This is a genomic window from Burkholderia aenigmatica (genome assembly GCF_902499175.1).
Classification (GTDB): Bacteria; Pseudomonadota; Gammaproteobacteria; order Burkholderiales; family Burkholderiaceae; genus Burkholderia; species Burkholderia aenigmatica.
Genome location: NZ_CABVQC010000105.1, coordinates 1 through 19,398, shown reverse-complemented (window position 1 = coordinate 19,398; position 19,398 = coordinate 1). Strand labels below are relative to the sequence as shown.

At 59.9% G+C, this 19,398-nt stretch carries 21 protein-coding genes, 12 tRNA genes and 1 pseudogene; 32 read left to right on the top strand and 2 right to left on the bottom strand.

What is annotated here, in order from left to right:
* From BDO18943_RS40440 to BDO18943_RS40350, 19 genes are all read left to right on the top strand, one after another.
* Positions 1 to 588: hypothetical protein (locus BDO18943_RS40440; RefSeq protein WP_175026495.1), on the top strand; the 588-nt coding region annotated here is incomplete at its 5' end.
* 618 nt (positions 589 to 1,206) lie between these two features.
* Positions 1,207 to 1,863, top strand: a complete 657-nt coding sequence (locus tag BDO18943_RS40435) for a hypothetical protein (protein ID WP_025496724.1) — start codon at positions 1,207 to 1,209, stop codon at positions 1,861 to 1,863.
* Between the two features lie 70 nt (positions 1,864 to 1,933).
* Entirely contained in the window at positions 1,934 to 2,509 is a 576-nt protein-coding gene (locus tag BDO18943_RS40430) for a hypothetical protein (RefSeq protein ID WP_025496723.1), read from the top strand.
* Between the two features lie 85 nt (positions 2,510 to 2,594).
* Positions 2,595 to 3,371, top strand: coding sequence for a hypothetical protein (locus tag BDO18943_RS40425; RefSeq protein WP_025496722.1), 777 nt, complete (start codon positions 2,595 to 2,597; stop codon positions 3,369 to 3,371).
* Between the two features lie 129 nt (positions 3,372 to 3,500).
* Positions 3,501 to 4,166, top strand: coding sequence for a hypothetical protein (locus BDO18943_RS40420; protein ID WP_175026494.1), 666 nt, complete (start codon positions 3,501 to 3,503; stop codon positions 4,164 to 4,166).
* Positions 4,159 to 4,341, top strand: a complete 183-nt coding sequence (locus BDO18943_RS40415) for a hypothetical protein (RefSeq protein WP_025496720.1) — start codon at positions 4,159 to 4,161, stop codon at positions 4,339 to 4,341. Before BDO18943_RS40420 ends, BDO18943_RS40415 begins: the two co-directional genes overlap by 8 nt.
* Complete coding sequence (locus BDO18943_RS40410; RefSeq protein WP_081712843.1) at positions 4,338 to 4,586, top strand: hypothetical protein; 249 nt, start codon at positions 4,338 to 4,340, stop codon at positions 4,584 to 4,586. Before BDO18943_RS40415 ends, BDO18943_RS40410 begins: the two co-directional genes overlap by 4 nt.
* A 156-nt stretch (positions 4,587 to 4,742) precedes the next feature.
* Entirely contained in the window at positions 4,743 to 4,934 is a 192-nt protein-coding gene (locus BDO18943_RS40405) for a hypothetical protein (RefSeq protein ID WP_175026493.1), read from the top strand.
* Between the two features lie 4 nt (positions 4,935 to 4,938).
* On the top strand, positions 4,939 to 5,277 hold the full coding sequence (locus BDO18943_RS40400) for a hypothetical protein (RefSeq protein ID WP_175026492.1): 339 nt from the start codon (positions 4,939 to 4,941) through the stop codon (positions 5,275 to 5,277).
* On the top strand, positions 5,277 to 5,831 hold the full coding sequence (locus BDO18943_RS40395; protein ID WP_175026491.1) for a hypothetical protein: 555 nt from the start codon (positions 5,277 to 5,279) through the stop codon (positions 5,829 to 5,831). The genes BDO18943_RS40400 and BDO18943_RS40395 overlap by 1 nt, the downstream gene beginning before the upstream one ends.
* 270 nt (positions 5,832 to 6,101) lie before the next feature.
* Positions 6,102 to 6,371 carry a hypothetical protein gene (locus BDO18943_RS40390; RefSeq protein ID WP_175026490.1) on the top strand — a complete coding sequence of 90 codons (270 nt, stop codon included), beginning with the start codon at positions 6,102 to 6,104 and terminating at the stop codon, positions 6,369 to 6,371.
* A gap of 33 nt (positions 6,372 to 6,404) precedes the next feature.
* Positions 6,405 to 6,722 (top strand): hypothetical protein, encoded by a 318-nt coding sequence (locus BDO18943_RS40385; RefSeq protein WP_175026489.1) that lies wholly within the window; start codon positions 6,405 to 6,407, stop codon positions 6,720 to 6,722.
* A 51-nt stretch (positions 6,723 to 6,773) separates the two neighbouring features.
* Positions 6,774 to 7,523: a hypothetical protein gene (locus BDO18943_RS40380; protein ID WP_175026488.1), complete on the top strand. Its 750-nt coding sequence runs from the start codon at positions 6,774 to 6,776 to the stop codon at positions 7,521 to 7,523.
* 113 nt (positions 7,524 to 7,636) lie between these two features.
* Entirely contained in the window at positions 7,637 to 8,206 is a 570-nt protein-coding gene (locus BDO18943_RS40375) for a hypothetical protein (protein ID WP_175026487.1), read from the top strand.
* Positions 8,207 to 8,273: 67 nt separating this feature from the next.
* Positions 8,274 to 9,269: a hypothetical protein gene (locus BDO18943_RS40370; protein ID WP_175026486.1), complete on the top strand. Its 996-nt coding sequence runs from the start codon at positions 8,274 to 8,276 to the stop codon at positions 9,267 to 9,269.
* Positions 9,270 to 9,892: 623 nt separating this feature from the next.
* Entirely contained in the window at positions 9,893 to 10,426 is a 534-nt protein-coding gene (locus BDO18943_RS40365; protein WP_175026485.1) for a hypothetical protein, read from the top strand.
* Positions 10,423 to 11,376 (top strand): hypothetical protein, encoded by a 954-nt coding sequence (locus BDO18943_RS40360; RefSeq protein ID WP_175026484.1) that lies wholly within the window; start codon positions 10,423 to 10,425, stop codon positions 11,374 to 11,376. Before BDO18943_RS40365 ends, BDO18943_RS40360 begins: the two co-directional genes overlap by 4 nt.
* The gene (locus tag BDO18943_RS40355) at positions 11,366 to 13,009 is read left to right on the top strand and encodes a MerR family transcriptional regulator (protein ID WP_175026483.1); all 1,644 of its coding nucleotides are present in this window, start codon (positions 11,366 to 11,368) and stop codon (positions 13,007 to 13,009) included. Before BDO18943_RS40360 ends, BDO18943_RS40355 begins: the two co-directional genes overlap by 11 nt.
* On the top strand, positions 12,994 to 13,299 hold the full coding sequence (locus BDO18943_RS40350) for a hypothetical protein (RefSeq protein ID WP_175026482.1): 306 nt from the start codon (positions 12,994 to 12,996) through the stop codon (positions 13,297 to 13,299). The genes BDO18943_RS40355 and BDO18943_RS40350 overlap by 16 nt, the downstream gene beginning before the upstream one ends.
* An 8-nt stretch (positions 13,300 to 13,307) precedes the next feature.
* Here BDO18943_RS40350 and BDO18943_RS40345 read toward each other — a convergent pair whose 3' ends face one another.
* Positions 13,308 to 13,574 (bottom strand): helix-turn-helix domain-containing protein, encoded by a 267-nt coding sequence (locus tag BDO18943_RS40345; protein WP_175026481.1) that lies wholly within the window; start codon positions 13,572 to 13,574, stop codon positions 13,308 to 13,310.
* Positions 13,575 to 14,396: 822 nt separating this feature from the next.
* On the opposite strand from BDO18943_RS40345, the gene BDO18943_RS40340 reads away from it, so the two are divergent.
* The 13 genes from BDO18943_RS40340 to BDO18943_RS40280 all read left to right on the top strand — a co-directional run bounded on the left by BDO18943_RS40340 (position 14,397) and on the right by BDO18943_RS40280 (position 19,034).
* Positions 14,397 to 14,473 (top strand) — tRNA-Gly (locus BDO18943_RS40340).
* Positions 14,474 to 14,513: 40 nt separating this feature from the next.
* Positions 14,514 to 14,600 (top strand) — tRNA-Tyr (locus tag BDO18943_RS40335).
* 6 nt (positions 14,601 to 14,606) lie between these two features.
* Positions 14,607 to 14,682, top strand: a tRNA-Glu gene (locus BDO18943_RS40330).
* A gap of 1 nt (position 14,683) precedes the next feature.
* Positions 14,684 to 14,757, top strand: a tRNA-Gly gene (locus tag BDO18943_RS40325).
* A 43-nt stretch (positions 14,758 to 14,800) separates the two neighbouring features.
* A tRNA-Gly gene (locus BDO18943_RS40320) sits at positions 14,801 to 14,876 on the top strand.
* 5 nt (positions 14,877 to 14,881) lie between these two features.
* Positions 14,882 to 14,957, top strand: a tRNA-Phe gene (locus BDO18943_RS40315).
* A 6-nt stretch (positions 14,958 to 14,963) separates the two neighbouring features.
* Positions 14,964 to 15,039, top strand: a tRNA-Ala gene (locus tag BDO18943_RS40310).
* Positions 15,040 to 15,181: 142 nt separating this feature from the next.
* Positions 15,182 to 15,256, top strand: a tRNA-Lys gene (locus tag BDO18943_RS40305).
* A gap of 154 nt (positions 15,257 to 15,410) precedes the next feature.
* Positions 15,411 to 15,489, top strand: a tRNA-His gene (locus tag BDO18943_RS40300).
* A gap of 20 nt (positions 15,490 to 15,509) precedes the next feature.
* A tRNA-Gln gene (locus tag BDO18943_RS40295) sits at positions 15,510 to 15,582 on the top strand.
* Between the two features lie 24 nt (positions 15,583 to 15,606).
* Positions 15,607 to 15,682, top strand: a tRNA-Met gene (locus tag BDO18943_RS40290).
* A 5-nt stretch (positions 15,683 to 15,687) separates the two neighbouring features.
* A tRNA-Pro gene (locus tag BDO18943_RS40285) sits at positions 15,688 to 15,764 on the top strand.
* Positions 15,765 to 16,118: 354 nt separating this feature from the next.
* Positions 16,119 to 19,034 (top strand): Tn3-like element IS1071 family transposase, encoded by a 2,916-nt coding sequence (locus BDO18943_RS40280; RefSeq protein WP_003158660.1) that lies wholly within the window; start codon positions 16,119 to 16,121, stop codon positions 19,032 to 19,034.
* Positions 19,035 to 19,130: 96 nt separating this feature from the next.
* Here the strand turns inward: BDO18943_RS40280 and BDO18943_RS42890 are convergent.
* Positions 19,131 to 19,325 (bottom strand): annotated as a pseudogene (locus tag BDO18943_RS42890) (hypothetical protein); the annotation flags it as partial.
* Positions 19,326 to 19,398 lie beyond the last annotated feature (73 nt).

Below are 19,398 nucleotides of genomic sequence, written 5' to 3'. Positions count from 1 at the left end.
CGCGCGCGACATCTTGCAGAAGGTCATTCGCGCCAACAGTCGCTTAAGTTCCAAACAGAACGGAACACTGCACTAGCTGCTCGCAAGGCAGCGCTGAAAGTGCCGGAAACGACGCCTCCGTTGTGGGATCGCGATGACATCCAGTTCCCGCGCCTGCTCGCTGAAATCATGGCGACGCAGGAAAATCTCGATATGAGCGCGTTAGCGGAATCTATGGATTTGTCCGTTGAGGAAGTGTCGTCTCTGTTCGATCGTGCCGACAAGGCATGGGAAATGATCAAGGCGGAAGCATGCCCGGTCCATTCGGCGCTGGACGGTGAGCCTTCACCGACCGACGTCCGCAAGGCCGTGGTTCAGTTCGTGGTATTGCATGACGACGGGGCCGATCTGTCTTCGTGGTCGCTGGAGGAACTCGCGCGCTTTTGCGACGATGGCGGCTACCTCGGTGGCGGTCTCTCGATTGTGTCGAGCACGCCGCTCACACGAGCGCAGCTAGGCGTCGAAGCGGCCAAGCTCGGCTCGGAAGCGGCGTTCTTTATCGATCCGGATGACGAATCGCCGGGGCATATTTCGTCGTCGCGCCCGTAATCATCAACCTGCAGTTCCTGCTCGCCGCGCCCCCGATTTCCAGGGGCCGGCGGGCGTTTCTATTTGTGGTCTCGTCGTTACCAACTTTCGAGGTTGGGCTTGGTCGACCGACTGGTAGGTTTGGATATGAAGTATGTCGATAGGCCTTGGTGGAGGCCTCTTGCGAAATTGACGCCGGTCTCGCCCCCCGCACGGATTCGCCGTTGACCGACGGGTCGGGGGCATTTTGCTTTTCGTGGAGGCTTTGGACTCCGACTTACTTCCTGTCTGGAAATTCCGATATACTTGACCCGCTTTCACTGGTAGCTGGACCATTTCCCAGCCTGGCGGCGTTGCCGCAATCTCATCTATCTGCCTTCGGGCAGTATCTCAACCCAAGCGGGGCAGTTACCCGCACGGGTAAGCCTGCTTCGCGACATCAGGAGCAGGAAAATGACGGAACCAACGGTCAAGCCCGAAAGGGATGGTGTGTATAACACCGAGAACTTTCCGACGTTCATCTGTAACCACGGCAATTGGGACATTTACACAAACTCCCGAGGCCATTGTGCCGCAATTCCAACGAGAGACGCCGCAGGGATTGGATGTAAAGCATCTCAGTTTGGAGACCAAGCATACGTGAAGGCAACCCTGCCGGCGGAATATGCCGCATGGGAAGCGCTTCAGCGTGAACTGCCTCATGTCGATGTCAATGTGCATGCGCACGACGACCGCGGACAAGCCAGTGACCTCGAGCAGTTCATCAAGATCGCGGCCGACTCGATCGACCAGTTGCGCAAGGTGGACGTGTATCGCGTACTCAGTTCGGTACGTGCAGACAACATCGACGGCGTAACGCGGCTTGATCTGGCGACCTTCATCGCCGTAAAACGCGTCGATCTCGTCGATGAAGTTGCGGAGGTGATGGGCGAGGAATTCCCACAAGATGGCTGGGAGCGGACGGCGGTGTGCCAAAGCCTCGAACAGGCGAAAGCCCTCGGCTTCGACAGCGTCGCCGCGATGCGAGAGCATCAGGAATGGCTGAAGAAGAATGGAACGGCGGAGTACAAGTCGTGGGCTGCGTCGGTCGCGCACGAGCAGAAGCAATCGCGGCGCCATATTGAAGCAAAGCCGGCGGATCTCCAATCCGGGGACGTGCTGCCGTATCACCAGAACGAAGAGGTCAAAAGGGTGGAGCTGATCAACAGCCGAACCGTCTGTGTCTACTTCGTCGGCGGACGCGAGCGCAACTTCGACTCGAGCGTCATCCTCACCGCCGTACGCGTCGTAGCCTGAAGGTCACCCCAGGCGGGGCAGTTACCCGCCCGGGTTTCTGCTTCGTGTCACTCAAGCAAGGAGAAAGAGAATGCACGAAACAAAGATCCCGCAGTCTGTTCAGTTCTACGTCAAGCATGCTTTGAGCGTATTGCGCGAGCAGGAGGCGGCTCTTCATGGGGTGCAGCTGGCGCGAGGGAAAGGCCATATTCTGGCGTTGGAACTGCAAGATCGCGAAGGGAAGATCAAGCGGGCCATGGAAAGGCTTGATGAGTTTCGAGGCCACGCAGCCATAAACGGCGTGGACGCTGACACCTTCCTTAATGAATGTGGCGGCGTTCCGGATTTCGAGAAGTTCGGATATCCGAAGCCGGTACAGATCCGTCGAATCGAGCAGGACGCATACGATGCGACAGCATGCGGCATAAAGCTGGTAGGGCGCCCGATCCACGTTGGCGAGCGGGACCTGCTCATCGGTCGTGAAAACGCGGTCCTTTCTGTGCGAGGCCCAACCGGGAATGTCGTTTTCAGCGTCTCGCCATCCGTTCCATGGACGGGTGACGCTATCGTCCAGTCGCTCAACCATGAGGACGTTGTGCATGCCGTAGATGGCGACGTAGCGGATGCCTATCTCGGCGATTGTTGGATTGGCGGAACCGAGGTTTAACCGGCCACATCTGGAAAGTCACTTTTACCCAAGCGGGGCAGTCACCCGCCACGGGGCCTGCTTCGCGTTACTCAGGAGCAGGAACATGACACAAGCAGTTCAAGGTGCATCGTCTGGCCTCAAAGGCGGCATGCATTTCTTCGTTTCGACGCCGGTCGTGATCGACGGTTACGAATGGCGATGCGTCGTTCGCCAAGGCGAGTCGGGCCGGCCGGAAAAGCATCACGAGTTCCGTCCTGTCGGCAGTCAGGCATGGCATGCCGATAGTGACTGGATGGGCGGCGACAGCCAGATCGGGGACCTCCCGGTATCGATCGGGCAGAAGGTCGATTCCCAGGTCAACGAGCAGATCACGAAGGCCATGTCGGGCGAGTTTGTCCCGAATGCCAACATGATCCGGGCGGCAGAGAACCTGCTGCTCTCGATGGCCCATGAGGATGTAGTCCGCCCGGTCGTCGTCGCATACGAAACGGAGATCCTGACTCGGCATCAGTTTCGCATCGCGCGGAAGTATGTCGAGCATGGGTGTGAGGACGTGGTCATTCTCGACCGGAAGCGATCGTACATGCTGGAAGAGTCAGACTTCGCTATCTTCCTCAAGCAGTGTTTCGAGGCACGCGATGCGGCAGGGCTCAAGGTCAGAGCGTCGGACAACTGTCCGCTGCTCGAAGCCGAGAACACCCGCATCCAGGCCGAAAATCTGCTGCTGGAAGCGATGGCGGAGCTCCCGAGTCTGGCGGCGATCGGCAAGCCGTGGCTGACGCTCGAAGCCCGGAAACGGGCTATCGACCTGACGCTCGACATGCTGGCGCCGTTCTGTGGCGATGCCGACGGCATCATCAAACGACTCTTGGCCGCATAACCTAGGTCAGAATCGTACCCAAACAGCCCATTCACCCTTTCGGTGGATGGGCTGTTTGCCTTTGTGGAACGGCTTGTTCTGCCGGTGCTCGCTGCTATCATGGGCCGTCCATTGCCACGGAAACATGACATGCCGCAACAGCCTGATCCGCACGCCTGCCGAATTTGCGGCCAGCAGCTCGACCAGCCCGGGAAACCGGACACCGGTGACTGCGGAGGTGATTGCGTTCGGTGCATGGCGGACTACCGGGATCCGGATGCGCTGGAAACCATGCGCAAGGTCGAGCCTGACAATCCGCAATGGAAACCGGCCAAGGGTCACTGGCCGGGCCATCAAATCGCCGTTGACTGTGACCCGGACCTGCAAGAAGTGGCACGGCTCACCACAATGATGCGGGATGTGTTCGATCGTGTGCTCTCTGCCAGCAACATCGCGAAGACTAGGGGGACGTGCGCTTACGGCGCGATCCTGCTGCGAAACTCGCTCGAGCAGTTCGGCAAGTGCGCGGCGACTGTGCGCGGGGGCGATGGAGATCTCGGTGAAGGCGCCATCGACCAGCCCGGCATGTGGAATGGCCATTACTGGGTAGAAGGGAAAACACCGGCCGGTGTGGGCTTCGTCGCGGACATCACCGCCGACCAGTTCGGCTGGTCGAAGGCAGTCGTGCTTCCGATTGACCAGGCCGGCGAACGCTACCGGGCTGGCGATGATGAAATCGTCGCCGAAGCCGTGGCCGAGCTCGAGGCGCAGATTACCGCCGAAGCGCGAATGGCGATCCGGTGCCTCGATGACTGAGGGCGTGTTCGAAATGCTGCGCGCAGCGGTCAACATCGCGCGGTTCCAGCAGATCCGCAAGGTAACGACGCTGAGGGCTGAGCTTGTCCGCAGGTTTCCGGACCGGAACGAGGATATCGACGACGCAATCCTGGCCTGGGCAAACTACGAGCAGTCGAAGGGGAGGCCGGATTGAGCCTGACCCGTGAAGAGGCGCTTGAGTCTGAGGGACGCGCCTGCAAGGTGCCGGAGCCTACGGGTGGCTTCGTCTACGGTTACATCGTCGAGGTTCACCCGAACGGTGACTTCGTCAAGTTCCAGAAGGGCGTGTCGAGCCGTGTCAGCCCGCAATGGGTTCGGCGCGAGGACGTCATCCTGCAGCCGCTAGACGCTGAAGCCGGCGAGCAACTCCGCTTCCGGTTCGACCCTCCCTCCAACTGATCCCCCTTGAATCGGCTTCGATCGCCGGTAATCTGAAGGCGAAAGTACGCCCGGATGCGCTTTGTTTTCGAGCGGTCCAATCCTACCGGATCCTCCAGAATTGAAAGGAAGCGGCCAGTGGGCGCGCGGTTTAGACGGGAGAGAGTGAGGGAACCCATGTTGAGAGCAGCAACCGTATATATCGAGCGCTACGAAGTCCGCGATGATTCTGCCGGAACGGTGGAAGATCATGGCCACGACTTTGACGGCGCGGATCAAGACTTCAACGAGAGGGTTGATGCGGTGAAGGCTCGCGGCGGAGATCCGTCCGATGTGACGCTGATCGCCGTGCTGGCCACCGGAGATTGACGAGGTGCTGACCCTGATCCGCCGGATTCCATGGCAGGCGAAGGAAGCCGTTTTCGTCACTGGGCTGATGACGCTTCTGGGCGTCTGCTTTCCTGACGATGCGAATGCGTTTGCTGTGCTGTCGATCATCGTGTTGTTCGCAATCGAGGATCTTTGCAAGACCGCGCTGCGGCTCGCGATCGAGGAGCAGACGGTCGGTCAGGCACAGGAAGACGAACACCTCTATGTGATCTTGCCTCAATGCCGGTACAAGCTGCTGGTTCTGCGCCAGGTGCTGGTGTTGGGAGAGGAAAAGCTGGCGCAAGCCCGTAAGACGACCCGAAAGAACAAAAAGGACGATTGATGATTGGTGCGTTGCTGCTTTTCCTGGGGCTGGCGCCGGCGGGCGCGAGGTCGAATCCCTGCGACATGCCTGGCTGGACGATGGGCGAGAGCGTGGCGTTCGTCTGTGACATGAACGATGCCAAGAGAGAAGCGCACAAGCGCCTGCCTCTGGAATACCACGGGGCGCGCAGCGAGGTGTCGTTCCGTGCGGCACCGGTGGGCGGAAAACCGGGGTTCATCCTGATCGTGACGGACCGAATCGTGCCGGTGGAAGATGCGCCTCGCGAGGCTGCGCTGCTTGGCCCTTGGGGCGGTTGGGTGGACGAGCTAGGCAAGGTACATGGCGCAAATGACGCGTGGATCATGCCGATCGCCGTGGCTGGCTCGTCGTCGAAGCCGGCGGGCACGGTAGTCTATCTCGTGAATGCGCCCGTACCGGTTTCGAAGATGCCCTCCGTGGCGGGTGAGCCACCTCAACCCGTTCAGGATGCGTTTGCTCGGGCCGAATTGACGGCTGTGGAACCCGCGAGCACTCCCTGCACCCGACGTTGCACCGGTACCTCTCTGCGGTGAGAGCTCTGGTTTCGGATCGACGAGCACACGCGGCTGGTGCATAGCACGCAGCGGCAGGTTGCGATGGCGGCGAACGCATCCCGAACGGGTTTCATTTTTTCTCGTCGGCGATGGCGGCGCGCGTGAGCACCCGATCCTTTCCGACAAAGCAGGCAAAAAGCATACACAATCGCGCAAATCCCCCCTATTTTGCAGCCTGTTTCCGAATTGTCGGATTTTCCCCGATCCCGATAATGGGTGGCTGATTCCACATCAGCCTAAGGCTTGTCCATGAAATTCGTGAAGGCGACGCTGGCAGCTTCCTTCCTGATCGCGGGTCCGGTCGCTGCACAGACACAGCAAACGGATCTGCCGCATCCCTGCCAGTCGAGCACCGGCCAATGGACGCTCTGCATCGGCGACAGTCCGATCGACACCACGGGAAATCGCGTCGACATGGCCAACGAGGTTCAGCAAGTGAACTCCGCGTTGGCGCCGTTGCGGCAGAAGATCACCGAATTCGTCCAGACCGAGCACCAAGCCGCTACAGCCGGTCGGTGAGCGGTCACGCATCAAGCTTAATGAGGATCACCAATGGATACCGCTGTCGCTTTTCCGAAAGAACGTCATGTCGAGGACGTGGTCTTGCCCGAGTTGGCAGAAGGTCAGCAGTGGACCTGTGAGAACGGTTGCGGGAATTGTCGCCCCGAGCAGGCGGATTTTGAATATTCCCGAGACGAAACCCAGGACGGCGTTCTGCTGAGCAGCAGGACCTGCAAGGTCTGGGTTAGCCACTGCTGCAAGGCAAATCTGGTGTTGTGGGATGAACGGAACGAAGTGGAAGTCGCGTGGGCGGGCGGGGATTTGAATCTGGATGGCCTCGTGTCGAATCGCGACGTTTTGCTGGATTGAGCGGGCCAGATTTGCTCAGCCAGCTATGAACAATTTTTGAGGAGTGAAGAGATGAAGTGGAACGCTACGCGTCGCCTCGGTGCTATCGGGGCCGTGCTCGCTCTCGGCATGTGCGCTGCTGCGAATGCGCAAAGTGTGACGAGCAGCAAACCTGCCACCACCGATGTGAAACTCGACAGCGCCTGTACGGTCAACGGGACTATCACGCTGGATGCCAGCGACGCCATCGTCGAGTGCCGGGACAAGAAGTGGGAGGCGCCGGCTGCTCGGGCAGTGTCGCCGGCAAGCTCCAAGGTCGTGATGCTCACGGTGACCGTCCAATCGAAGAACGAGAGACTGGCGAGCGTCCCGTTGGTTCTGCGTGACGGGAAGTCGGCTCACTACCGGTCAGTCACCCAGGGGACCTACGTCAGCGATGTGGGGCCGTGCAAAAAAGAAGTTTCGTCGACGGCCGGCGGAGGGCTTGCGGGCGGGACGCCCCCGAGCAGTGACGAAATGTGCGTGACCACCTCGCCGCTGGTTACTGGCCTGGAAATCGCCGCGGAGCCGCATGTGCTGGAAAACCGCGACGTCGTGCTCGATCTGAAGGCTTCCAACAGCCAACTGATCTCGCTGGAGAACGTCACCAATGAGCTGGGTACGGTGCAGATTCCGAAGACGTACACGTGCGGCTTCGAATCCGCAGTGAGGCTGAAACCGGACGTTGATACGGTCATCGAGACCTGTTCGCACAATTCGATGGCGCAAACCATTTCTGTGCTGGCCAAGGTCGTCGACAGAAACTCGACCATTGCGCAGTGATCCCAGCGGGCTGGCGGACGCGCACCGTGATCTGCCAGTCGCAAGCAAGCTCTGCTTTGAACTGAAACGTGCGCGCTTGCATGTCGCCGGCGTGACTTAACCTGGAGTGACACATGAATCGCAAACCCACCCGAGCCCTTTTCGCACTGAGCGCCGCCCTGATGTTCGGCTACTGCGCCACGGCGTCGGCGGACATTCCGTCGGTGTCGGCAAACGCCAAGGTTGTGCAGATCACGCTGAGCATCAAGGGCGACAAGGGCGACAAGGCGACCTCGGTCGTGCTGACCGCGGCCGACGGCGTGAGCACCAACGTCGACGAGCACACCAGCATTTCCTACGTCAGCGCGATCGCTCCGTGCAAGGACAATCCGGCCAAGACCTGCGTGTCGTACGCGGATCTCAAGACGGGCTTCGACTTTGGCGTGCTGCCGCGCGTGCTGCCGAACGGTGAAGTGCTCCTCGATCTCGTGTATGACAGCGCCCGTCTGAACTCCATGCGCGACTTCAAATCGGACATTGGCACGGTCCAGCTTCCCGACGTGTCGAAGAATGGTTTCAAGTCCGCGGTCAAGGTCAAGGCTGGCGTCGAAACCGTCGTCAACTCCGCGATCGACGCGAACGGCAAGCAAGACGTCGCTGTGACGGTCAAGCTCGTCGATCCGAAGAACGGCGACGCGATCTGATTCGCCGTCGGGTGGCAGGGGGCAATGCGACCTCCTGCCAGCTTTTCTTTTTCTCTGGAACGTCTCTATGAGCAAGCTAGGCAACCAGATCGCGCTGCTGGCACCCAAATGGCATGAACGTGCCCTGAGGATAGCGTGCGATGGGGCGTCATGGCTTGCCGTAGCGGCGGTAGTTCTCCTCTTGCTTCCGCGTCCCCCAATTCAGGGAACCCTTACGCTCGACCTGTGTGCCGACATCGTGTTGGTGGGCCTCTTGTGGATCGGGCTGACGCAGTTGATCCAACCTGACGGCCGCAGGGCTCTGCTCCGGGCTCTTGCGCTCGCGGTCGTCGTTCTCTTCTTGAGCCTCGGCGCTCCGGATATCTCCGCGCTACTTTCCGCCTTGAGTGGCTCCCCGCGAGCTGCAATACCGGCTCTAGCTGCCGTTGCTGTTGTTGCTGTGGTGGAATCCTTGGTGACCAAGCGTCGATCTGCCCCGGTCGCCAAGAAAGTGGCCGTGCGGCCCTACACTCAATCCCCCCAGGAAATGCGGCGCGTCGCAATCCATGAGGCCGGCCATACGCTGCTTTACAGGCTACTCCCCGAACGGCCCAGCGACATGCGTGTCGTGGTCCGTCCTGTTATCGACGAAGAGAGTTCAAGAGGTGGTGAGGTCCTGCTGACTCCAATGCAGGTACCGGCAACTTATGCCTATGTCGCGATGCTGATCGATCTGGCCGGCCTCGAGGCGGAATTTGCAGTGTTGGGCTCCCGCGGCAATGGGGGCACTGACGACTACGCCGAATGGATCGATCTGGCGACACGGTTTGCCATCGCCGGAAGCGCGGGAGCCTTCTACCGTTGCCCGGTTACCTTCTGGCAACGGCAGATCAACCGGGACACGATCAACGCCCTGCAGGAACGTCAGCGGAACGATCTGCGCGAATTCTTCGCCGGCAACCGGGATTTGTTGGTCGAGTTGGCCGATGAAATCCTCGCGCGTGGCGAACTCGGCCACGAGCAGATCGGCGAGTACCTCGATCGCGTCGACGTCCGTCCGCTGGCATATCGGATCCCATCCTGACGAAAGGAACCTCGCTCGCAACTGAGCGACGAGCCATGTATCGGGGTGCTGGTCCAGTACGCTGGTTCCATGAGCCAGTAACAACCCCTACTCGATACCCGAAGGGAATCCCGTGGACAATCATCTCGCATCGGATCCACCCGCAACAGGTTTCCCCGAAGGGGAGTCATCCGCGATCGTTGTGTCATGCCCCGGCGAAGGGTGCGGTGCGCGGATCTGGATCGGAGCGTCGCAGCTTCACCGTCGCGGCCGCCGTGCCGGAACGGGCTGCAAGGGAGATGGTTCCTGCGCGCAATGCGGTTGCCGCGTTCACATCGAGATGAATGGCCTAGGAAGGATCAGCGTCGAGAAAGAATTGGACACGGATCATTCCGCCAACATTCCACCGTCCCTTTAGTCCCCGCTTCATACCGGTTCGCCAAACCGAGATGGGGATTCTGGCGACATTCCCCCCGCAAATCGTTGTTTTCTCAGACTTGTTTTCGCGGCGAGCCGGTGTAGATTACCTCTTAACTTCTTGCCACGAAGTGATTTGTTGCGTAGTCCACCCCCCTGCATGAACGCGCTTTGGCGCGTGGACCGTGGCTCCTCCCGAATCGGCAAGATCATTTTGGGGAATCATCATGGCGACGAACGCTCAAGCTCAAATGCGCTGCCGGCTTTGCGGCTGCACGCTGGATGCCGGGGAAGGCGACAACTTCGAGATCGCGGTCTGCGGGTCATGTGAGAGTCGACCGGAAGCGCGCAAACTCGGAAAGCCGCTCAAGCTCGTGACGCCCGAAGGGACCGCGAGTCAGACGCCGGCCCGTGATTTCACGCCGGCGGAAAAGTCTCTCGCTCGAAAGATGAGCAGTTACCTGCCAATAGCGGAGGTGCTCGGCATCCTGAACGAGCGTCTTGCATGCGATCTGGGCCCGGACGCCGCGCCCTACACAATGGAGCAGTTGAAGGCCGAACTCGGCGGCGGCGCGACGTCGGAAGCCGGGAAAGACTGGGCCAGCCTGCGCAAGATGCTGGCGAGGGCGAAGCGGGATGGGACGCTGGATCGCATCGACGAGCAGTTGATCGACGATTTCGCGGTCGTCTATTCGCTCAATTCCAAGCAGGTTCTGACCATCAAGGAAATCATTCTCGACGCGCGGGAGGACGGGGTATGACTCGCTCAGTGATCCGACGGCCGGAAATGGCCAATGCGACTCTCAAGCTCGGCGGTCGCGCCATCGATCTTTCGGAATACGCCATGACCGGCATTGTGGCGCTGGCCGTTGCGCCGCGCGGCAGCGGCAAGACGAATGCCGGAATGCTGATCGGGGAGCAACTGTCCGAACAGGGCTGGGTGAGCGTGTTCATCGATCCCGAAAGCGAGATGGAGTCCATGTACGGGGCGGCCGTTAGCGACCCGGACGAACTGAGCGAGCGACTGACGAAGCGCGACAAGCCGATCGTTGTCGTGCGAGCAAAAGACGCCACCGAGTTCGTCCCGTACGGCCGCGTGTTGCTCGATTGCGCCGACGAGTTCCGCAAGCCGCTCTTCATCATGATCGACGAAGGGCAACTTTTCAGCGCGACGCGCAAGCGCAAGGAAGACATAGGCGAGGCGACTGACATTATCAATGATCTCGTCGGTCGAGGCCGCAAGCGCGCAGTCGACATCATGATCACGGCGCTGCGTTACACGTCCTCGCTGAATCGTTCTGTGTTTAGCGACAAGAACCTGACGCTCATCGGTACGCAGGAAGACCCGACGGTCTGGTTCGCACTTGCGCCGCAGTTCCGTGGCTCGGGTATCGAGTTCACCGACCTCAACACGTTGGCGCCGGGCGAGTTCTATTGCATCAGCCGGCGCGGCATGGAACGCGTGCGCATGCCGATGGCGAAGGCCCTGAGCCAGGTCGCGCAGCGCGCGAAGCCGGTTCGCCGCTCGCTGCCGGCGACGTTCAGCCAGTGGAATCGGGCGATGGGGGGTATCTCTACCGACCGGCTGCTGCGGCTGCGCGACTCGGACACGATCAACGTACTCGGCGCGATCGCCGGGCTTTCGGCGCAGCAGATGCTCACCGGCGCCGCGGCGCTGAAGAACGAGCTCGAGGTCCGGGATGAAGCGTGATTGGCCTGCCTTGGCGCGGCAGGAGTGGAAATCCTTTGTTCTCGCTTACGGCTATCGGGCCAGCAGCTATTACCTGGGCGTGGTGGTCGGCCAGGCTTGTGAGGATGTCGACGAGGTCAAGCGCGTCGGCGTTTGCGTTCGCCATGAGCCGTCGAAGACATTCACTGAGCTCTTCACGTTGTGGCACGGCCGCGCCCCGCTCGAGTCAGACTGGCCGATTCCGCTCAACATCAACGGCTACGAATGGCAACCGCCCGAACTTGCGCTGCTCGCAACGTTGGTTGGCCAGCTCAGCGTGCCCGAGATCGCACGTACGTTGACGGCCAGGCTGCGGAAGCTGACTGGCGACCCTGAAGCCGCTCGTAGCAAGAACTCGGTCCAGTGCCGGATCAATGTCATTGGCATGCAAGCCGGCGATCTGATCGGAGGTCTGACTACAAAGCAGGCTGGAAACGAAATCGGCTCGCTCGCGATCATCAACCAGGCGATCGAGAAGAAGCACCTGAAGGCTGTGCGTGTCGGGCATCGATGGGTGATCCCCTATGACGAGTGGGAAGCATGGAAGAGTCGGCGCACTTTCCCGCCGGAAGGGTACGTGCTGCTTTCGACGCTGAAGGAGCCGCTTTCCATTCGAAGCGACAAGCTGTCGGAGTTCGCCCGGGCCGGTCACGTCCCGTCTGCAGTGCGTTGCAACCCGTACGGGACGAAGGGACCGTCGACGCAATTCGGTACATGGTGGGTCGATCCGGTGGTCGCCAAGCAATTGATCGCCGATCGACGCGCCGGTAAGCCGATGCCGTGGCATGGGCAGGCCAACATGGACAACCTCAAGGTCACGCATCGGCTGTGGCAACAGCGCAAGCATCCGGAGGAGTGCGAGACCTGCCGGCATATCTGGGGAGAGGAAGGCGCACCGAAAACTTTCGAGGACTACGTTCGTCGCTATCCACCTATCGAGCATGGCGCCAAGCGTCACCTCACCATGAAGTGGTCGCCGGGGCTTACCCTTCAGGAAGTCGCCGCGCAGTCCGGCCTGAATGTTGGGTATGTCCGGAGGGCAGTCCAGAATGGCATGATGGCCACGTCGACGGTCGGTCGGCGCGCTTATGTCTCGAAGACAGATGTGACCAGGTGGATCGCGCGGAAGTGTCCAAGCGGGGAAGGTGCGAAGTCCTGGATCTCTGTCGAAACGGCATGCGAGCAGTACTACTTCACGAGCAGGGAACTGCGGAAGCTGATCGAAGGCGGAACCCTGAAGTCGAAGATGGGAACGGCGGGCGCGGCCCGGGGCGTTGAATACGTCCTCCGGCAGCAGTGTGCTGATTTCCGTGCGAAGCACGGCTTTTCCAAGGAAAATGCGGCCCGTCGCTTGGGCGTGACACTCGAGCGCCTGGATCATCTGCTGGACGGCGTCAATTGGCGCGGCGCCGAGGGGATTCCGTTGAGCACATTTCAAGCGGTGCAAAAGCGGCTGGAGTCCCGCGAAGGATACACGCTCGAGGAGGCCGCTGAGGAGCTCGGCACGTCGCTGGATTGGGTTATCGCTCGCAAGAACGATGGCACTTCCGGGTATCCCGCGCCAAGTGGGATCAGCGCCGGTTATACGTTTCGGCGCCGATGCTCGAACGTCTGAGACAGGCACTGGTCGAGCCGAAGAAGGGCACTCGAAGCTTGTCGGACGAATGGTTGTTCCTTACCGACGCGGCAATGGAAGCGGGCGTTTCAGGGGCCACGCTCATCAAGTGGGCCGAATCGGGCACGCTCGAACGCCGCAAGTTCAAGGGCTGGTGGCGGTATCACCGCGAGGCTGTACGTGCCTGCGCACGCGAATACTGGAAGACCCAGCGATTCTCTAGGCCGACCGTTCCGGAATGGCTCAAGGTCGAGCTGGTTTCCGGTGATACGAACCGCATGGTGGCGTGATCACGCCGCTATGTGGTTTTCGTTGAGTTCACTGAGAACAACTCGTCTATCCTGCATCTCAGCACTTTAATGAGCCCAGCAAGCAGGGCAACGCTCAGGTGTTGCGCCTTGTTATCGACGATACGCGATAGTTGCTGGTGCGAAATTTCCACACCTTCTTCCTGCAGTTGCCGGTTTAACTCGGCGATGCTTTTGATGCCGCGCTTTGCCATGCAAACCCGCACGCGCAACTCGACGGCTGGCGATTCGTCTTTAAATTCAGTCAGTTGTCCCATGATGTCGTCCCTCACTACGACAGGCGAATGATAGCGCATCCTGGCCGGAATGGGGACGGAGAATGTCCATAGCAAGTCCAAAGTGTGCGCGTAGAGGAAAAAATATCCATCCCATGCACAAAAGTTGTTGACACGGAAAACTGGGCTCGGCATACTCCAATCCATCGAACCCCAAAGCGGGGTTTAACCAACCACCTGTGGAGAGTGTTGTGGCTGCAAATCTGATGAACCTGACGACCATAGCCGGACGCGATGCGTGCCGGTCGTCTGCGCTCGTCGGAAACGCGCTCAACGGTCTCGTCCGGACAAACGTCATGGCAACGAAACTGAACGACAGAACCGATCGCGCAGCGGCACAAGCCGCGGCCGCCGGCCAACCGTCGTCGTCATCGTTGCGACCCACGCTCAATGAGCGCCATGAGTCCATCTGCATTCCGACGTTTGGTCTTACCACGGTTGGCTACCCGCGTAGCTATCAGTGGAAGGGAAGCACAGGAAGCATCCGAGGGGGGAGACCCCGGATCGCTGGAGCCACGTAAGGTCCAGCGATCAATCGAAAGATCAGGCGAAAAGCCCGGATGCTCCCTAACAGGACTCCGGGCTTTTTGTTTGTCCTGGCAGTCGCAGTAACGAGTTTCAACGGGGCTGGCGCAAAGTGCGACGTCCCGGGCTGATCAAGTCCTGACGGGTAGTGAACGTCAGGCCAGTGCCGGCGAGGCCGGGGTCACTGATGTGTCTTTAACAATCTGGAGAGGTATTCATGGATCCGCCTGCAAGGGCAAGGTGGCCTCACCCATCTTGCCCATGTTGGCGGATCCAGATGCGGACGTAGCTCAGTTGGTCAGAGCGCGAGTTTCCCAAACTCGAGGTCGCCGGTTCGAAGCCGGCCGTCCGCTCCATTACGAAAGGGCCTTCGGGGTCTTTTCGCAATGGTTTCATGGACGGGTGGGTGAGAGGCTCAAACCGCCGGACTGTAAATCCGGAGCTCGAAAGGCGTCGCTGGTTCGAATCCAGCCCTGTCCACCAGTCTTTGTCGGTATCGTCTAGTGGACCAGGACACCACCCTTTCACGGTGAATACACGGGTTCGAATCCCGTTACCGACTCCATGCGGGCATAGCCTAGTGGCCAGGCAGCAGCCTTCCAAGCTGAGAACACTGGTTCGATTCCCGTTGCTCGCTCCAGATCAGGTTGTACGTGCATTAGATAGTAGTACTTTGTGTTATTGCGGAGGTAGCTCAGTTGGTAGAGCGTGACCTTGCCAAGGTCGAGGCCGCGGGTTCGAGCCCCGTCCTCCGCTCCAGTTTTGCCGAGATAGCTCAGTTGGTAGAGCGGTGGCCTGAAGAGCCGCGCGTCGAAGGTTCGATTCCTTCTCTTGGCGCCAGTTATTGGGGGTGTAGCTCAGTTGGGAGAGCAACTGCTTTGCAAGCAGAAGGTCGTCGGTTCGATTCCGACCACTTCCACCAGATCATCAACCGCAGGAGATCGCCGTGAAGCGAAAAGCCTCGGCCCCGCGAAATCCCTTCGTCGCGGCGGCCATGATCAAGAATGCAGGCACTCATCGCAAGAGCAACAAGGCTCTGCGTCGTGCCGACAAGATGTCTCTGTCGGGGTGTAGCTCGAAGGCTCGAGCATGTGGCTTTTACCCACGCGGCGAGGGTTCGATTCCCTCCGCCCCGACCAGCCGAGACGACAAACGAATGGCGCTTACGCTTCGCCATCCGCTTGTTGTTTCATCGATTCCGCAGAACCCGAGCAAGGTGCATGGGCGTGACTGTTAATCACTGGTTAGCTGAGTTCGATCCTCAGGTGCGGAGCCAAATTTGACGTGCGTTTCGGGGTGGTCGTAGCTCAGTTGGCAGAGCCCCGGAATGTGGATCCGGTGGTCCTCGGTTCGATTCCGAGCGCCCACCCCGAAGCGCATGACGGTTCAAGAGGGGCGTCGTCAAGAGGCCAAAGACACCGGGCTTTGATCCCGGCATTCGAAGGTTCGAATCCTTCCGCCCCCGCCCTCTTTAGTAGTGCAATTCAATCGCGGGATGTCTGTTGGTAGGCCGCTCGGTTTCATACGCCGATGCGACGACGGTTCGATTCCGTCTCCCGCAACCATTAACCGGAACGTAGCGCAGCCTGGTAGCGCACTTGATTTGGGATCAAGGGGTCGCGAGTTCGAACCTCGCCGTTCCGACCACTTTCGGGAGAGATCCCAACACCGCAACCCGCAAGATAGCCGCGGGAACAGCCATCCTGCTCGATGGCCGGCTTTCGATGGAACACCGCCCACTATAGCGGCGGGTGAAATCGACGGCGCGAGTAGAGCAGACCGCCCGGCCTATCTTAACGGTCGGCCCGGGCACCCTATATGGAAGGTTGGCCGAAAGGTAAGGCCCCGCGTTGGAAGGGGTCTCCTCGTTTTCAGTGCAATAAGTGACGGTACGCAAAGCTAGCACTGGCGCGGGGGTGGTCTGGGTAGACCGTTGATTTCATTGACTTTCCTGTTCGCTTTGTAAACGGGTATGGTGGCCTCCCACTTTTGAGGTTCACGATGCAGGGTTGGCACACAACGTTTTTGGGGATGCGTGGGCTCCCCCGCGATATCAGCGACTTCGAGATGAAGGCATTTTTCACCTTCGATGGTGCCGAGCGCGACGCAATCAATGCACGCCGAGGTGATTCCCACAAGCTTGGTCTGGCGCTCCATATTGGTTTCCTGCGCATGAGTGGGCGTTTGCTCGGTGCCTTTCGGGTAATTCCAGTAGCCTTGTGGCGCCACCTTGGCAACGAGCTTGGCATTGCAGCACCAGAAGTCGCCTCGCTGAGAGCCATGTATGAACGCGGGCGCACGCTATTCGATCACCAACAAGTAGCCTGCACGGTCCTTGGATTCCAGTGGATGAGCGAGCACCAGCGCCGCTCACTGGTACGTGAACTGCGCGACGAAGTGGCGCGCTGCGCCGACCGCGATCAGCTACTCGTGCGGGCGCGTCAATGGCTGTACAAGAACAAGCTGGTGATCGTGCACGAGCGGGCAATTCGGACACTGATTGCGGCGGCACTTGCCCAGCTTGAAGTTGAAACAGGCACCGCCATCGCCGCCAGCGTTGATCCAGCAACACTTGATCGCTGGCGAGCCTCAGTTTCAGAGCTGCGCCCAGATGGACAAACCCAGCAGAGTTGGCTATGGGCTGCACCGGCGAAACACTCAACCCGCCAAATCAGCGAGGTACTGGAGCGCATCGACCTGCTTTACACGCTGGACGTTCATAAGCACCTGGCAGACATCCCCGATCTCATCTTGCGCCGCTACGCGCGCCGACTTGTCTCCAGGCCGCCCTCAGCCGGAGCCAAGATCAAAGAGCCAGCGCGCACCGTGGAGGTCGCATGCTTTCTTCGGTATTGCCTGTTCACCACCACAGACCAGTTGATCCTTATGGTGCAGCGCCGGATCGCCGATCTGTGGCGTCAGGCTGCCGCCGATGTCCCCGCTACCGTCAATTGGGCCGCAATGTACAAAACGCTGCTCGGCGAACTTGTTGCCTTGAGCGCGCAAGGTGCGGTGCCAGATGCTGAGTTGCGTGCCCGTCTTGAAGCCTTGATCACCGAAACCCAGAAACGCAAACCACCGAGCAGGGCCTCCCTGGTCCGCGAGGGATTGATTGATGGAATTCGCCCCGTGCGGTCGTTGCTCGTCGCCATTGCAAAGCTGCCCTGGCAGGCCACCGGCGAGCATCCTGCCATCGAGTACCTTGCCAAGCTGCAAGCTTTATATCTCAAAGGATCCAGAAAGCTGCCAGTTGAAGTGGTGGCACCAAGTCTGGGAATGATCTGGCAGGTTTCGATCTCCAGCCCAGACCGGGAACGGGCGTTTCAGGCGTTGGAGGTGGCCACCCTGTTTGCCCTGCGCCGCGCGGTGCGCAATGGCTCGGTCTGGATTGAGCACAGCCTGAGCTTTCGGGGTCGTGCGCGCTTGTTCTTCACGGACGAGCGTTGGCAGGCAGAGTCCAAGAAACACTATGCCCGTCTATCGTTACCCAGCAAGGCTGCCACTTTCTTGAAGCCTTTGCTGGCCAGAGTAACTGCCGGTGTCGATGCGGTGGCCGCTGCAGCCCGCAGTGGCGTACTGCGCGTGGATGATGAACTCCATTTGTCGCCATTGCCCGCAGAGGACGAAGACCCAGAAGTGACCAAGCTGCGCGCGGCTTTGGATCACCGCATCGGTGAGGTTCAATTGCCGGAAGTGATTCTGGCCGTTGACGCCCAGGTGCGCTTTAGCTGGATCATGCTCGGACGTGAGCCGCGCTCTACCGACGAGCTGCTGATGGTCTATGCCGGCATCATGGCCCACGGCACCAGTCTGACTGCGGTCGAATGCGCGCGCATGATTCCGCAATTGTCTGCCACCAGCATTCGCCAGGCCATGCGCTGGGCGCGGGACGAACGGCGTCTGAGCCAGGCCTGCCAGGCTGTGCTGGAATTCATGCAGCGACACCCGATTGCCGCCACCTGGGGGCGGTCCGATTTGGCATCTTCTGACATGATGACCATGGAGACCACCAAACGGGTGTGGCAAGCCCGGCTTGATCCTCGGCGCAACACACCTTCCATTGGAATCTACTCCCATGTAAAAGACCGGTGGGGCATCTTCCATGCGCAGCCCTTTGTGCTCAATGAGCGCCAGGCGGGCGTGGCCATTGAAGGTGTCATCCGCCAAGAAAAGCTGGAGACCAGCCAGCTTGCTGTGGATACCCATGGCTACACCGACTTTGCCATGTCACATGCCCGTTTGCTTGGTTTTGATCTTTGCCCGCGGTTGAAGGAACTCAAACAGCGCCACCTCTTTGTGCCACGCGGCACCAAAGTGCCCGCAGAAATCGCTGCGGTGTGCGAAGCCAATGTCGACGTCGCTTTGATCGAAAAGCATTGGGATAGTCTGGTGCACCTGGCAGCCTCGGTCATGAGCGGACATGCCAGTGCGGTGGCAGCTCTTGCGCGGTTCGGTTCTGCCGCCCAGGGCGATCCAATCTATGAGGCTGGCGTGCAATTGGGGCGGTTGCTGCGTACGGCGTTTTTGGCTGACTACTTTGTCAAGGACGCTTTCAGGAACGAGTTGCGCCGGGTGCTCAATCGGGGCGAGGCTGTTAACGCCCTCAAGCGCGCCATTTATACCGGCCGGATCAGCCCGGCGCAGGCCAAACGTGTCGATGAAATGCAGGCTGTGGCCGATGCGTTGAGCCTGATGGCCAACATCGTGATGGCGTGGAATACCTCACAGATGCAGGCGGTCCTGGATCGCTGGTCGAACCGCCGCCAGGTCATTCCACCGGAACTGATCGGGAAGATTGCGCCCACCAGGCTGGAGAGCATCAACTTGCGGGGTGTGTTTCGCTTCCCGGTTGACCGCTATGCTGACCAAATCCTGCCTTCGCGGCCAAATGCATCGATAACTGGCACCAATGGATGAAACCGACCACGGTTTGACGCCACGAATCGCAGATTTGAAAGTGAACAGGAAAGTCAATGAAATCAACGATCTACCAACACCACCTCCGCGCCAGTGCTAGCTTTTCGTACCGTCACTTATTGCACTGAAAACGAGGAGACCCCCAGTGGCACGGCGATCGAAATGGCGCACGTAACGCTCGGGCTCGAAACGCATGCCGGTAATGGGTTTATGCGGGTCCGGACGTCCCAGCCATCCGGACCAGCCCATGCGCTGCCGGCCACCCATCACTGCCGGTGGCGCACTCTCAGGGGTCGTCTCAGAAAACGGAAAATAAAGCACGCTAAGCGTGCGTGGAGGCTGGCACCCAGCGGTACAGCGTCGG

Coding starts and splice junctions, on each gene's coding strand:
- BDO18943_RS40430 (WP_025496723.1), top strand. CDS start 1,934: ATGCACGAAACAAAGATCCCGCAGTCTGTTCAGTTCTACGTCAAGCAT.
- BDO18943_RS40425 (WP_025496722.1), top strand. CDS start 2,595: ATGACACAAGCAGTTCAAGGTGCATCGTCTGGCCTCAAAGGCGGCATG.
- BDO18943_RS40420 (WP_175026494.1), top strand. CDS start 3,501: ATGCCGCAACAGCCTGATCCGCACGCCTGCCGAATTTGCGGCCAGCAG.
- BDO18943_RS40415 (WP_025496720.1), top strand. CDS start 4,159: ATGACTGAGGGCGTGTTCGAAATGCTGCGCGCAGCGGTCAACATCGCG.
- BDO18943_RS40405 (WP_175026493.1), top strand. CDS start 4,743: ATGTTGAGAGCAGCAACCGTATATATCGAGCGCTACGAAGTCCGCGAT.
- BDO18943_RS40395 (WP_175026491.1), top strand. CDS start 5,277: ATGATTGGTGCGTTGCTGCTTTTCCTGGGGCTGGCGCCGGCGGGCGCG.
- BDO18943_RS40390 (WP_175026490.1), top strand. CDS start 6,102: ATGAAATTCGTGAAGGCGACGCTGGCAGCTTCCTTCCTGATCGCGGGT.
- BDO18943_RS40385 (WP_175026489.1), top strand. CDS start 6,405: ATGGATACCGCTGTCGCTTTTCCGAAAGAACGTCATGTCGAGGACGTG.
- BDO18943_RS40380 (WP_175026488.1), top strand. CDS start 6,774: ATGAAGTGGAACGCTACGCGTCGCCTCGGTGCTATCGGGGCCGTGCTC.
- BDO18943_RS40375 (WP_175026487.1), top strand. CDS start 7,637: ATGAATCGCAAACCCACCCGAGCCCTTTTCGCACTGAGCGCCGCCCTG.
- BDO18943_RS40370 (WP_175026486.1), top strand. CDS start 8,274: ATGAGCAAGCTAGGCAACCAGATCGCGCTGCTGGCACCCAAATGGCAT.
- BDO18943_RS40365 (WP_175026485.1), top strand. CDS start 9,893: ATGGCGACGAACGCTCAAGCTCAAATGCGCTGCCGGCTTTGCGGCTGC.
- BDO18943_RS40360 (WP_175026484.1), top strand. CDS start 10,423: ATGACTCGCTCAGTGATCCGACGGCCGGAAATGGCCAATGCGACTCTC.
- BDO18943_RS40355 (WP_175026483.1), top strand. CDS start 11,366: ATGAAGCGTGATTGGCCTGCCTTGGCGCGGCAGGAGTGGAAATCCTTT.
- BDO18943_RS40350 (WP_175026482.1), top strand. CDS start 12,994: ATGCTCGAACGTCTGAGACAGGCACTGGTCGAGCCGAAGAAGGGCACT.
- BDO18943_RS40345 (WP_175026481.1), bottom strand. CDS start 13,574: ATGGGACAACTGACTGAATTTAAAGACGAATCGCCAGCCGTCGAGTTG.
- BDO18943_RS40280 (WP_003158660.1), top strand. CDS start 16,119: ATGCAGGGTTGGCACACAACGTTTTTGGGGATGCGTGGGCTCCCCCGC.